This window comes from Westiellopsis prolifica IICB1, assembly GCF_004323185.1.
Taxonomy (GTDB): Bacteria; Cyanobacteriota; Cyanobacteriia; order Cyanobacteriales; family Nostocaceae; genus Pelatocladus; species Pelatocladus prolificus_A.
Genome location: NZ_NAPS01000002.1, coordinates 264,154 through 277,640, shown reverse-complemented (window position 1 = coordinate 277,640; position 13,487 = coordinate 264,154). Strand labels below are relative to the sequence as shown.

Annotated in this window: 14 protein-coding genes; 11 read left to right on the top strand and 3 right to left on the bottom strand. The window is 39.5% G+C overall.

The window, feature by feature from the left end; translation table 11 throughout:
• Positions 1–7 precede the first annotated feature (7 nt).
• From B4U84_RS15415 to B4U84_RS15400, 5 genes are all read left to right on the top strand, one after another.
• The gene (locus B4U84_RS15415) at positions 8–1,066 is read left to right on the top strand and encodes a hypothetical protein (RefSeq protein WP_131119234.1); all 1,059 of its coding nucleotides are present in this window, start codon (positions 8–10) and stop codon (positions 1,064–1,066) included.
• A 130-nt stretch (positions 1,067–1,196) separates the two neighbouring features.
• Complete coding sequence (locus B4U84_RS31945; protein ID WP_278248343.1) at positions 1,197–1,328, top strand: hypothetical protein; 132 nt, start codon at positions 1,197–1,199, stop codon at positions 1,326–1,328.
• A gap of 37 nt (positions 1,329–1,365) precedes the next feature.
• Entirely contained in the window at positions 1,366–2,109 is a 744-nt protein-coding gene (locus B4U84_RS15410; RefSeq protein WP_131119232.1) for an ATP-binding cassette domain-containing protein, read from the top strand.
• A 168-nt stretch (positions 2,110–2,277) separates the two neighbouring features.
• Positions 2,278–2,562: a hypothetical protein gene (locus tag B4U84_RS15405; RefSeq protein ID WP_131119230.1), complete on the top strand. Its 285-nt coding sequence runs from the start codon at positions 2,278–2,280 to the stop codon at positions 2,560–2,562.
• A 2-nt stretch (positions 2,563–2,564) separates the two neighbouring features.
• Entirely contained in the window at positions 2,565–3,008 is a 444-nt protein-coding gene (locus B4U84_RS15400) for a type II toxin-antitoxin system VapC family toxin (protein WP_131119228.1), read from the top strand.
• A gap of 371 nt (positions 3,009–3,379) precedes the next feature.
• On the opposite strand, the gene B4U84_RS15395 is transcribed toward B4U84_RS15400, so the two are convergent.
• Positions 3,380–4,927 (bottom strand): FAD-dependent oxidoreductase, encoded by a 1,548-nt coding sequence (locus B4U84_RS15395; protein WP_131119226.1) that lies wholly within the window; start codon positions 4,925–4,927, stop codon positions 3,380–3,382.
• Positions 4,928–5,353: 426 nt separating this feature from the next.
• Between B4U84_RS15395 and B4U84_RS15390 the strand changes: the two genes are divergently transcribed.
• From B4U84_RS15390 to B4U84_RS15370, 5 genes are all read left to right on the top strand, one after another.
• Positions 5,354–6,631, top strand: a complete 1,278-nt coding sequence (locus B4U84_RS15390; RefSeq protein WP_131119224.1) for a glycosyltransferase — start codon at positions 5,354–5,356, stop codon at positions 6,629–6,631.
• A 77-nt stretch (positions 6,632–6,708) separates the two neighbouring features.
• Positions 6,709–7,779 carry a glycosyltransferase family 2 protein gene (locus B4U84_RS15385; protein WP_131119222.1) on the top strand — a complete coding sequence of 357 codons (1,071 nt, stop codon included), beginning with the start codon at positions 6,709–6,711 and terminating at the stop codon, positions 7,777–7,779.
• Between the two features lie 37 nt (positions 7,780–7,816).
• Complete coding sequence (locus tag B4U84_RS15380) at positions 7,817–9,304, top strand: asparagine synthetase B family protein (RefSeq protein WP_131119220.1); 1,488 nt, start codon at positions 7,817–7,819, stop codon at positions 9,302–9,304.
• A 117-nt stretch (positions 9,305–9,421) separates the two neighbouring features.
• Positions 9,422–10,318 carry an ABC transporter permease gene (locus B4U84_RS15375; protein WP_131119218.1) on the top strand — a complete coding sequence of 299 codons (897 nt, stop codon included), beginning with the start codon at positions 9,422–9,424 and terminating at the stop codon, positions 10,316–10,318.
• 2 nt (positions 10,319–10,320) lie between these two features.
• Entirely contained in the window at positions 10,321–11,598 is a 1,278-nt protein-coding gene (locus tag B4U84_RS15370) for an ABC transporter ATP-binding protein (protein ID WP_131119216.1), read from the top strand.
• Between the two features lie 169 nt (positions 11,599–11,767).
• On the opposite strand, the gene B4U84_RS15365 is transcribed toward B4U84_RS15370, so the two are convergent.
• Positions 11,768–12,283, bottom strand: coding sequence for a shikimate kinase (locus B4U84_RS15365; protein ID WP_131120980.1), 516 nt, complete (start codon positions 12,281–12,283; stop codon positions 11,768–11,770).
• A gap of 346 nt (positions 12,284–12,629) precedes the next feature.
• Positions 12,630–12,989, bottom strand: coding sequence for a YkgJ family cysteine cluster protein (locus B4U84_RS15360; RefSeq protein WP_131119214.1), 360 nt, complete (start codon positions 12,987–12,989; stop codon positions 12,630–12,632).
• A gap of 247 nt (positions 12,990–13,236) precedes the next feature.
• Between B4U84_RS15360 and psb30 the strand changes: the two genes are divergently transcribed.
• The gene (gene psb30 / locus B4U84_RS15355; RefSeq protein WP_009458857.1) at positions 13,237–13,359 is read left to right on the top strand and encodes a photosystem II reaction center protein Ycf12/Psb30; all 123 of its coding nucleotides are present in this window, start codon (positions 13,237–13,239) and stop codon (positions 13,357–13,359) included.
• Positions 13,360–13,487 lie beyond the last annotated feature (128 nt).

The following is a 13,487-nucleotide window of genomic DNA, read 5'->3' as shown; positions in this document are numbered from 1 at the left end:
AAAATATATGTTCAAAACGACTCAGATTGTAACGACACCTTCTGTAGAATGCTTGCTTAAGCTTTGGGTAAGACGTTACATACCTGACTTATCTTCTCTATCCCTATCTCAAGAAATATTGATCGCTTCTTTGACAGAAGCTGTTTCACCAGAAGGTAGAGCGCAAACTGTTGCAAGATTAAAAAATAATTTATTAGATATCAACAGTCAAATGGCATGGCTACAAACAAAATCTCTACATAATTATATTCCTAATGTTTTAGATTTTAACGAAGCCAAAAAAATTACTGATTCTGCACTGATTGTTTATAAAGCTCTACTAGATTTTTACCAAAAACAAGCATCTCATACGACTGCATTAATCACAAAAGTATCACAAACATCTCTTAATTTAGAGGAGGTTTTGATTGCTGAAATCGGAATATCAGCAATCAAAGAATTAACATCCACATTGGAACCGACATTAATAGCATTTCAAGAGCAACACATGGCATGTAAAGACTGGTGTACACTAGGCTTTATGACTACGCAGTTAAAATTTACGAATAAATTCATCTTAAATCAAATTACACCTATTGAAAAAGTTTTACTCAGCCCATATATCAATTTTATTGAAGAGCAAGTTGCAATTCCTTGGCAGAGAGTATGTGTTGCAAGTGCGAAACATGATTTAGGCTCACCTGTCTTTAAGATTGTAGAGCAAATGCTACCTATTTCTGAAGATATTGCTCATGCTGTTTATCATAAACTAGTAAAATTATTTCCTAATCATTGTAGTCGTAGCGGTTCATTAAACACTCCCATAGTCGCACAATCAAGTATTCGTGACTTGAATATGTTCCAAGCCTATCTTTGGCTATGTGTATTAGAAGAAAGTCTCATACCAGTAGAACAGGAACTAGTAGATTTATGTGTAATGGTCATGGAAAAATTAGAAGTGAAATGGGAAATATTACAACAATGGAATCAAATTTTAATGGATGAAATTATTCATCGTGTCAAGCCAGAATATCAGAAGATTTTGTCACTTTATACTCAAGGAATGATACTAGCTTTTGATCGGTGAAATGTTAGTTAGAGGAAATTCTTAAACCTCTGTTCCCTATTCCCCTCTTTTGTCATCTGATACCAATTTCCTTTAAAAGTGAAACATATTTTTTTGTAGAGACGCGATATATCGCGTCTCTGCATTATTTATGTGTATCACGATTAACGTGAAATGGTATGAGAATGCGATCGCACTACAGTATGTCAAAATCATTCGTGAACACCAAGACGCCCACAAAGAATATTTCCCGTATCTTCTGCAATCAAAAGCAAAATATTAGATAATAACAGAAAACCAAACTCCACAAAAATTTATCCATGTCCCAGGAGATTGCTGTTGAATTTCGCCATGTCACCTTTAGCCGTAACCATCGCCCACTGGTAGCAAATCTCAATTTTAGTATTCCTCAAGGAGAAGCGCTGGTATTACTTGGACGTAGTGGAAGCGGTAAAACTACGACGATGAAATTAATCAACCGCTTGTTCATACCAACCCAAGGCGAAGTGTTATTTAACAATATTCCCACAACTCGATGGAATGAAATTAAATTGCGGCGCAAGATTGGTTATGTAATTCAAGAAACAGGTTTATTTCCCCATTTTACTGTTGAGCGGAATGTGGGTCTGGTTCCCTCTCTAGAAAATTGGAAACCCAACCAAATCAAAAGCCGTGTTTATGAAATGTTACATTTGGTGGGTTTAGAACCAGAAAAGTTTGCTCAAAGGTATCCTCATGAATTATCAGGAGGACAAAGACAACGAGTTGGTGTCGCCAGAGCATTAGCAGCCGATCCACCTGTATTATTGATGGATGAGCCTTTTGGCGCCCTTGATCCGATTACGCGGTTGGAATTGCAGCGAGAATTTAAACGGTTACAACAAGAATTAGGTAAAACAGTTGTTTTTGTGACTCATGATATTCAAGAAGCTTTTGTTTTAGCGTCAAGAATTGGTTTAATGTATGGGGGAGAATTGGTAGTGTTGGGAACCCCAGCCGAATTTGTGCGATCGCCCCACCCAGAAGCTCTTGCTTTTTTGCAATGTCTCAAACCAGCGCTTTGAAATTCAACAAGTTTTTTTAATTAAATTAGAACGCAGATTGGTATCAGAACGCGATCGCTTTTTGATAGAAGTGAATGCGAACGCAGAAACTTATTCCCAACGATGGTCGTTGATTACCTTGATAAGATGAAAAAAGTTGAGCCGTTCTCTTAGCCGTACTATTAAGGTATGACCACAATAACCCTGCAATTATCGCCAGAATTAGAGCAAAAACTACGAGAAAGTATTGCACGTCAAGACACCCAAACCATTCGACAGCTATTAGCTGATGCATTTGCACCAACGGTAGAAGCATTACTAGGACAAAAAACAGATACTGAAATTCATGATGATGAATTTGAGATAATTGCTGACCAATTAGCTGACGATTTTGCAGCTTGTGTTGGGTCAGATGCACTTCCATTATCAGATTATGCAGTGAGTCGTGAGGGTATTTACCAGGAGCATCCTTAAACGTGGTGTACCTTATAGATACTAACGTTCTGTTGCGTTTTATTTTTCGCAGCGATCCACGATACCCAGTCGTAAAAACTGCTATACGAAAACTACGAACTGATAAGCACACACTATATATCTCATCGCAAAACTGTATCGAATTTTGGAACGTTGCCACAAGACCTATAGCAAGAAATGGTTTTGGCTTGACTCCCACAGATGCAAAACGAATGCTGCAACGGATTGAACGTCTGTTTTCATTATTGCCTGAGACACCTGCTGTTTATCCTGAGTGGCGTAGGCTTGTGGTTACATACAGTGTATCAGGTGTGCAAGTGCATGATGCTCGCCTTGTTGCTAGCATGAAAGCCAACGGTGTAACTCATATTTTGACATTTAATACTAGTGATTTCACCCGCTATGCACTAGAAGGGATTGTAGTAGTTGACCCGGTAACAGTATAGATTTTATTTGCGAGGGTGCGATCGCCAAATTTGAACCTGTTAGGCGCGTATCTTAGTATCATTTTTCGCGAGAAACATAATATGAGTGCTTAATGCACCATGTTATGGGCGGTGCGTTAGGCTGAAGCTATAACGCACCCTACTGGCGTGTCTAGACTAAAATGTTGCATTAATAAACCGCAGAGGAAGCAGCGAAAAGTTTGAGCGGAGGTTTCCTCCGTTCGCGCAGCGTCCCGGAGGGAACTTCAAAGCTTTTCAAGAGAGAGAACGCAGAGAAAGAATCAGAGATTTATTGCACTATTTTAGCCTTGACACGCTACTACAAAACTTACACCCCTACACCCTTATACCCTCACACCTGTCAGCGTTCCCTATTCCCCGTTCTCATAATCACCACCAGAACCATACTTCCAAGCATCAACCCAACGATGCAAATAATATTTAGAAGTGTTGGGTAAATATTTCTCCCAGGGTTCAAAACTTTTACTTAGCCAAAACAACGCAGAATATAAACCTAAATTTCCGTAATGTATCAACCAATTTAACAAAGCTGGTAAACCTACATGAGGAATGATTTTAACCACAATCCCAGGATGGGCAAAATTTGTTTTTAACAAGGTTTGCGTTAAGGCTGGAAACCTGATTATATCTTGTAAAAATGGTTTTAAAACCATCTCACCTGATTCTTGCATTTGTCGAAATACTGCTGATAACAATTCGTTAATTTGTTCTGGAGCAATTTTTTGATTGACACCCACACTCATCGCTTTTTGAAATAGCCAAGTTACACTCAAACTGGGTTGATATGGTTGCAATAATCCTAATGCATCGGCAGATAATTGATCAGTTTGCAGTGCTTCATCAATTCCTTGGGTTAATCTCTGTAAATGACGCACCATCGCCCCAAAACCACCAAAACTTAAAGGTGATTGATTCCCACTGCTGTCTCCAACTGGGAGAATGCGACTCCAGGGTGTGTGTACTGGACTTTGACGATAGGAGGGAAAGAAGCCAAATAGCGCCCTTTGAAATTTTAACTGTGACAATTCCACATTTTGATATTTTGGCATTAAGCGCAGATAGTCTTCAAACAAAGCTTCTAATCCTATATGTCGTGGGTCTGCATCCATATAGGTAAACATGTAAGTAGTTCTACCATCTCTGGCGGGGAAAGCTTCCCAAAAATATTGGCACTGTTTTTGAATTGGTGTCAAAGATAAGATTAAATCGCCAGTGTGATTTTCTGGAAAACCTTGGGCGCAACTCCCAACTACCAAACATACCGCATCTGGTTTTTGTCCTTGTCGCGCTTGTTGGATCATCGGAGAAAAATGTCCCATGGCGTCAATTAACAATCTCGCTTTGTATTGATTGTTAACTATGACTCCATCTGGATGAATCACTGCTTCTTTAAAAGGCGTGTTTTCAAATAACTTTCCGCCCACAGCCAAAAATCGCTGTTTTAAGGTTTCCAGTAAATACACTGGATCTACACCAATATTTAAGACATTTTCTACCCAAATCTCTACACCATTGTCAAACCCGACTCTAGCTGGATTGTACTCTGTGGCGATCGCTTGTTCTAATTCTGCGTTTGTTAATAAAGATAATTGTAAAAAAACTTCCAGTTCTTGGCGAGAAATATTCCATTCTTGATCTCTTCCCCGCAATATCCCCCGTTCGAGTAACGCCACCCGGAACCCTTGCACAGCTAAGGCGCAACCAATTAAAATCCCTAAAGTACCACCGCAAATCAAAACATCCCAATCGACAGCACCCAATTGTTGCTGATTTTCTTGAACTGCTGTCGGTACTGGGGCTTTACCTTCTCTGATCGATGTTAAGATGCGATCGCTACGACGCAATCCCCCCAAAACATCACCCGGTAATTGCGAAAGAATTTCCTCAGTTAAAGACATAGAACTTCATCCCAGCAAACTCACTGTTCTTGATCCTAGCGACTTCACCACATTAATTTTGATCAGTTGCGGGTGTTCAAATCTCCGACTTCTTAAAGGATATCGCTGACAAATCAGGGGTATCATCCCTTATTGAACGATTTTTCGTCATTCCACCAAATGTAGAGACGCGAAATTTCTTTGTAGAGACGCGAAATTTCGCGTCTCTACAATGGGGTTCAATCCAAAATCCTGTTAGAGGATGGCTTGTGTATTTTCCATTTCAAATAAAGTTTAACTATTCGGCTTTTTTATGAAACAATAATTACGGTGTCTTTTGTTATATTTATTGCCAATAGAAATAATTCGGTTTTCAAAGTGCATCTTGACAGCGCAAGCAGATAGTATAGCTGTTGATAAATAGCTAGTAGGTGGTGGCATGAGCATATGAGAATAGCTTTCATCGTCAACAAATTTCCAGTCCTATCGGAAACATTTATTTTGAATCAGATTACAGGTCTAATTTGCCGAGGACATGAAGTTCACATTTACGGTTATAGACCTGATGATACTGCTAAATATCATCCAGATGTAGAAAAATATGACTTGCTAAAATCTACTTTTTATGCTCCGAATCTTCCTCAAAATAAACTCTGGCGGCTATTAAAAGCACTGTGGTTAATCATTACAAATTTTTATAAAGCTCCACTAGTCATACTGCGATCGCTGAATTTTTTTAGATATCATGAACTGGCAGCGTCTTTGAGGATTTTATACTCTATTATCCCTTTATTAAATAGCGAATCATATGATATCATTCACTCTCAATTTGGTATCCAAGGCAACGAGGGAATGATTTATCGTGAAATCGGTGCAATTGAAGGCAAGTTAATTACCACTTTTCGGGGCTATGATATCAGCTGGTATGTAAAAGAATATGGAGAAAATGTATACAATCAATTGTTTGTCAAAGGAGATTTTTTCCTGGCGAATTGTGAGTTTTTCCGCCAGCGAGCGATTAAATTAGGGTGTGACGAGAAAAAGATAATTGTTCACGGTTCGGGAATAGATTGTAGTCGGTTTAGTTTTCGCACACGCCAGCCTCTAGAAGATGGCAAAATCTCTATTGCCACAACTGGTCGGTTGGTGGAAAAGAAAGGAATAGAGTATGGCATTCGTGGGGTTGCGAAAGTTTTAAAAATCTATCCCAACTTGGAATATAATATAGTAGGTGATGGAGCTTTAAAAGAACATTTAGAGCAAGTAATTATCGAACTGGGTGTTGCAGAACAAGTTAAGCTATTAGGCTGGAAAAATCAAAAAGAAATTATTCAAATTATCGATAATACACATATTTTTATCGCTCCGAGTGTCACAGCCAAAGATGGAAATCAGGATGCACCGGTTAATACCCTCAAAGAAGCAATGGCTATGGGTTTACCAGTGATTGCGACTCGACATGGAGGGATTCCGGAATTAGTTGAGGATGGAATTTCTGGTTTCTTAGTTCCAGAAAAAGATGCAAATGCGATCGCAGATAAATTAACTTATTTAATCGAGCATCCAGAATTATGGGAAAAAATGGGTAAAGCTGGTCGTGCTTATGTAGAAAAACACTACGATACCAATCACCTCAATGATGAACTAGTCAAAATATATCAACAAGTTATCATGAATGATCTGCAACGATCTCCGGTTACTCCTCAATCAATTGGAAAAAGGTGATATGGACTACTAGTCAAAAAAATTTAGAACAGTTACACTGGCTTGTTTTATTCCCCACTTAAAAAAGAGCATAATTTATGAATAAATCTTTATTTTCAGAACCAGAGGTAACGATTGTTGTTGTTCCCCGTGAACGTTTTAGCTATAGCCGTGAATCCTTGGAAAGTATTTACGACAATACAGATTATCCTTTTAAATTAATTTATGTAGATGGCGGTTCCCCTGCTGACATCAAAAATTATTTGCAAGCAAAAGCAGCCGAAAAACAGTTTCAATTAATCCGCACGAATCACTACCTTTCTCCTAACCACGCCAGAAACATCGGTTTACGCCAAGTCAACAGTAAATATGTTGTGTTTATGGATAACGATGTCGCGGTGACACCTGGCTGGTTGCAAGCATTGGTAGACTGTGCAGAAGCTACCGACGCAACTATCGTTAGTCCCCTCGTCTGTCAATACCTACCCCTACATACAGAAGTGCATTGTGCAGGTGGGGAATCTGGAGTCAAAGTCGAAACTAAAGGTGAGACTACCAGACGGCGGATGATTGAGAAGATTTATAAGCAGGGACGAAAAGTAGCTGATGTGCGTCCCCAACTGCAACGCCAACCAACTGGATTGGCAGAGTTTCACTGTATGCTCGTACGTAGAGAAATCTTTGATAGGATTGGTCTTCTGGATGAAGGACTGCTGAACACGAAAGAACACGTAGATTTGTGTATTTTGGTTAATGAAGCTGGCGGTACAATCTACCTAGAACCCGAATCTTTAGTCACCTACGTACCAGGGCCGCCCTTACAATGGACAGACTTACACTTCTATATGCTGCGGTGGAGCGATGCTTGGGAACTAGCTAGCTTGAAGCGTTTACGTGATAAGTGGAACCTCACTGAAGATGAGTATTTCCAAAACAAATACAAACGCTTAGGATGGCGGCGAGATATGACAATTGTTAATCCCCTCGCCCGTAAAATTCCTTTGGGTAAATTTGGTTCTCGCGTACTAGGGAAAATTCTCCGAGAAATGGACAAAGCGTTAAACCATTATCTGACCTCTCGCTATGCAAGGAGATACTTGCAAGGACAAAAAAATCAAGTTCCGCCCCCACCCCCACCCACATCTACAACACTGTCATCACAAAGTTAATCAGGGTGTGACCTGAAAAAACAAGGACACAACCTCCATGAGTAAAGAATCTGTGCCTTCTAATCAATCCCTATTAATGCGGCCGCATCGTCGCCAGTTTATAATTGGACCAGAAGTTTTCGCTGTCTATGAAGACTGGCATTATTGCCGATTAGACGACTCTATTTGGATTTCCTATTGTCCCGAACTTCGTGCCACTTGGACAAAGGACGCTGACGGAGTTTCTTGGGTAATTCTGGGAGTGGCTGTAGAAACGCTAGAGTCCCAATCAGAACCAATAACAGAGATTTCCCGGACAGCTAGTGAAGACATACCCAAACTCTACACCAGTTGGGCTGGTCGTTGGGTCTTGATTGGTAAGGGCCAGGTACACATGGATGCTTCTGGACTTCTCGGTTGCTTTTATGGAACTACCCGCGATGGTCAACCTTGGGTATCGAGTAGTCCAGCTTTACTTAACGATATACTTTTACCAAAGGCTGATTGCCGACAGTTATGTTATCAACGGGGAGTTTCCTGGTTTACACCGCCATTTTCTGGGTTTGGGGAAATAAGTCGTCTTTTACCCAGTCAAGTTATTCACCTCAAAGATGGTAGCATTCATTCCCGACCTTTGCTACCCCCAATCAATCCAGAACTTGACTATGAACAAGCTTTGGAGCTTTTAAGCCAAAGTATGATTACAGCACTACGACGACTTTATCAACTAGAGAATAGAGTTTGGCTAGGACTTTCCGCTGGTGTTGATTCACGGCTGGTATTAGCAATGGCATCTTGTGGTAATGTCAAGATCACACCCTTCACTCGGATTGCTGCCAGGATGTCAGTAGCCGATCGCATTCTACCAGCCACATTAGCAGATAAACTTGGATATCAGCACATCTTTTTAAAAGGACGCAACAGCAAAGCCAACCGTAAAGAACTCGTCACCGAACACACCGCAGGACATGTTTCAGAAGGTGACGCTTTACCTTTTCTCCAAAGTGTACGAGATTCTTTAGACGGAATTTCTGTGGGTGGTTGGTGCTTTGAAGTGGGTAAAGCCATGTGGCGCAAATGCTTTCCCGATAACATAGATGATATCGAAATCTGCACTCAATACATTGCCCGCACCTATGGCGAACCATTAAATTCTAGTGCGATCGCAGGTATTTGTGAATGGTTAGAATGGGTAAAACAAACTCCCCAAGAACACATGGACTGGCGAGATAGATTTTACATTGAACAACGCCTCGCTGGTTGGCAAAGTTCCAAAGAACAGTTGTATGATCTTAGTAATATCCAGAGAATTCCCATTGTTAACGCTGCTCGCACCTATGCGTTAATGCTCAGTATCCCCGAAAATCGCCGCCTCAATGCCAAATATCAACTTGATTTGATTTCTCAAGCAGCTCCTCAATTAGCTATCTATCCTTGTAACCCAAGTAATAAATATTTTGGCACTCTACGATCAATCCTCATCAAATCTTCATATGATCCTCTGTATGTGCCGCAGATTATTGCCAGAAAACTGCGATCGCGATAATCTTTTTTTATTGTTCACTAGATAAAAATACAATTTTCCCGGATCACATTCTCATGACTGAGAATACCTCAGTCATAAGGTAGTGGAAAACACTTACCTGTGAAGGGAAATATATATATGCAGTGTAGTAGGGTGAAAACTTTGAAGCATAACAGGCGTTCAAAATCTCAGCTACATGAGGTTATTCATACACCAGAAAGTAGCCTGAAACATCCCCTCCGATTATTCCAACAAATGTGGCGAGACTTACTCGCCTCTCGTGAACTCGCTTGGCGACTCATGATTCGCGATATCAGCGCCCAATACCGTCAATCATTTTTAGGAATAGTCTGGGCCTTTTTACCCCCAATTGTCATGGCAATAAGTTTTACCCTTGCCAATAATGCCCAAGTCATCAATGTTGGGAAAACAGATATACCCTATCCAGCTTACGTCATGTTTAGCACTGCTTTGTGGCAAACATTTGTGGAAGCATTAAACGGCCCAGTACAAGCAGTGACAGTCGCTAAACCGATGCTAGCCAGAGTTAATTTTCCCCGCGAAGCATTAATTTTGGCAAAGCTAGGCGAAGTATTTTTTAACTTTGCCATTAAAGTAATTTTGATCGTTGCTTTATTTATATTCTTTCGTGTTTCTGTAAGTTGGACAGTGATTTTAACGCCAGTCGCATTAATTCACTTAGTTTTACTCGGAACATTTATCGGTATTTTATTAGCTCCTTTCGGAATCCTATATCAAGATGTGTCTAAAGGACTAACTTTAGTCACAGGTTTTTGGCTATTTTTAACACCAGTAGTTTATGAAATTCCGAGTGATGGGATATTTAGATTTTTAGTAAAGCTCAATCCTGTTACTCCTTTATTAGTTACAACTAGAGAGTTAGCAACCACAGGCATAGTATCAGAACCTTTAGGATTTTGGGTAGTCAGCGCCATTACTTTTATCGGTTTACTACTCACTTGGATTACATTTCGTCTAGCTATGCCTTTCGTAGTCGAAAGAGTTAGTTCATAATTATGACAAATTTAATCGAACAAAATTTTTCTACCCAGCCTCAAGAGGATGCTGAAGTTGTGATTTCAGTAGAGAATGTCTCGAAAAAATTTTGTAGAAACTTAAAAAAATCTTTGTTATACGGTGTTCAAGATATTACCACAGAATTGTTTGGTGTGAATCGAAAAAGTGATTCCTTAAGACCAAAAGAATTTTGGGCGCTCAAAGATATTAGCTTTCAACTCCATCGGGGAGAAGCCCTAGCATTAATCGGGTCAAATGGAGCTGGTAAAAGTACAATTCTACGTATTATTAGTGGCTTGATTAAACCTGATACTGGCAGAGTCAAAGTTAGAGGTAGAATTGCACCGTTAATTGCTTTGGGAGCAGGTTTTAATCCTATTTTGACAGGGCGAGAAAATATTTATGCTAATATGTCGATCTTGGGTCTATCTACAAAAGAAATTGAAGAAAGATTTCAGGATGTCATAGACTTTGCTGAAATTGCCGATGCCATTGATGCACCTGTACAAACTTATAGTTCTGGAATGGCTGCACGACTAGGATTTGCTTGTGCTGTGCATATTGAACCGGATATTTTATTAATTGATGAAGTCTTAGCAGTTGGTGATATCAAATTTAGAATGAAATGTCATCGCAAACTCGCTAAACTTCGAGAAAATGGTACTGCCTTTATCTTAGTTTCTCATAATCCTCCGGCAATTTTAAATGTCTGTAATTCGGCAGTTTATATATCAAAAGGTAGCTTGATTTCTGCTGGGGATATAGATACTGTTGTCCGTAAATATGAAGAAGATTTATGTCTAGCTGGTACAGAAAAATCTACAGGTTACTTGGTTTTACCAGAAAAACCTGAAAGTGAAAGTACAGGTATAGACATTACTTCTGTATATTTTAAAGATGAGCAAGGAAATTTTGTAGAAACACCTATAAGTGGCACATCTGCTTCTCTGTGTGTAGAATGCAAAGCACATCGGAGAGTAACTAATGCTAATCTCTGTGTCACAATTACGGATATTGGAGGAGAAAACGGTCGTATTTTATATCTCACCGCAGCCAGCGACAATAATTATTTAAAAGTTCTACCGGGAAAAAATGAATTACAAATGTATATGCCTTTTTGCTGCTTGAATCCTGGTGTATACAATGCCAAAGTTTTTATCAAAGAAGGCGCCTACTCTTTTGATGCAGTCGAATCTTTTAGATTTACAGTCAAAGCAAATACGATTACCAATCAATCTTTGTTTTACCAACCCCGACAATGGAAAGTTGTAAACTAATTTATGTTTCAACGGTCGTCATTTGTCAAAAGTCCTACTCTACGAGAAGCCGCTTGCGCGTCTATGTCATTGGTAAACAAACTCAAAAATTCGACATTGAGCGAAAATTACCGAACCCATCACCAAAATTGGCAAATGTGCTGGTCATATCTGGTACAACCACGAACCACTAATGACCATTTGGTGAAACCTGTGGTTGTTTCAGAACGCTAGGAATAGCCTGTATGATTCTTTTGATGATTTCTTCTGAGGTTTCTTCTGCTGTAATGGTAATTCGCAGATCAGCTTGGTTATAGAGTGCTTGTCTTTGTTCAAGGAGCGATCGCAGTTTTCCCTGAGGATCACTATCTTGTAATAATGGTCTAGTAGTATCTTCTGCTAAACGTTTGTATAGTATTTCCACTGTTACATCTAGCCAGATAATTATGCCGTGATGCAGGTAACTCCAGTTGTCTCGTCGCAGTATTATTCCTCCACCTGTAGCAATGACTAGCTTGGTAAAAGCACACACTTGCGCCAGTACCTGGCTTTCTAACTGACGAAATGCTGCTTCTCCTTCCTCAGCAAAAAGTTGATTGATGGTTTTTCCTGCTGCTTTTTCTAGTAAATCATCAGTATCTACAAAGCCGTATCTTAGTTCACGAGCTAGCATTCGCCCCAGTGTGGTTTTACCAGCACCCATCATACCTATTAAGTACAAGTTGATCCCTTGTAATTGCTCATTCACTTGTTCCTACACTCCAGTTCTAGCAATTTTAGATTTTGGATTTTAGATTTTAGATTGAGAATAAGTAAGTCGGCGGGAAAAATTCAATGTATATGAAGAAATATAAATTAGCTGTAAATATTAGCGCCAACTTACTTATCTTTATTTTTAGACAAAACCACTGATCGTACTATCTTGTGCCTAGCCCTAAATTAAAATTTGGGCTGAAAGCTAAAGTCGGTTCAAAACCCACTGGCTCAGGTTTTAACCCATTAAAATGGGTTTAAGCTTTGAGCCGAAAATTTATTTGACGGCTGATTGCAACTCACTTTGCTAGATACCCGACAGTTTGATTGAAGCGCAGCATTTCGAGACTGCGATCGCCATAAACGCCTTCTATTTGTTGTTGGCAACACTCAATGGCAAAATCGTTTAAATCTTCTGAGTTAATGCTATACATATCTTCAAATACGTCTGGTTCTACTCGACAAAAACGTGGTCGCTCAGGGTAAATACGGCATTCGCGAGTATTATGATCATAATTCATACACCATCCATCTTCACCTACCATACTTAAATAAAGTTCTAGTTCGTCTGGATTTAAATACTCGTCTAAGTCTGGACGGTATTCAGGATCGAGATGACAGCAGGCTCCACATTGTTTTACACATTGCCAATTTGACATTTTTTATACCTTTATTTTATTTATCAGTTATCAGTTATCAAGTTCTGAAGCTTGCTAGAAGGTGCTGATGACAGTTATTTTACTTATTTAAGCATTCAGCCATACACATCTTGTTCATCTTAGTTTTTTATGTGGTTTCTTATAATTTTGTTAAGTAAATTAAATTTAACTGGCGATCGCCAGATATGATTAATTCCGAGTTTGACAATAGAGTAATACATTCTTTTAAGTTTTTTGGGAGGGAATAATGTTTGAGGCTGTAGCCAATATCAATTGGGAAGTAATTTTTCAGCTATTGTTCGTAGCATTGATCATGCTAGCTGGCCCAGCGGTAATTTTTGTACTAGCTTTTCGCGGTGGCGACCTCTAATATAAAACTCAACTAATTTTAATTTTCTTTGCTCTGGCCCGCGCTAAGTGCGGGCTTTGCTTTTTATTGGGCATTGGGCATTGGGCATTGGGCATTGGGCATGGGGCATGGGGCATTGGGCATTGGTA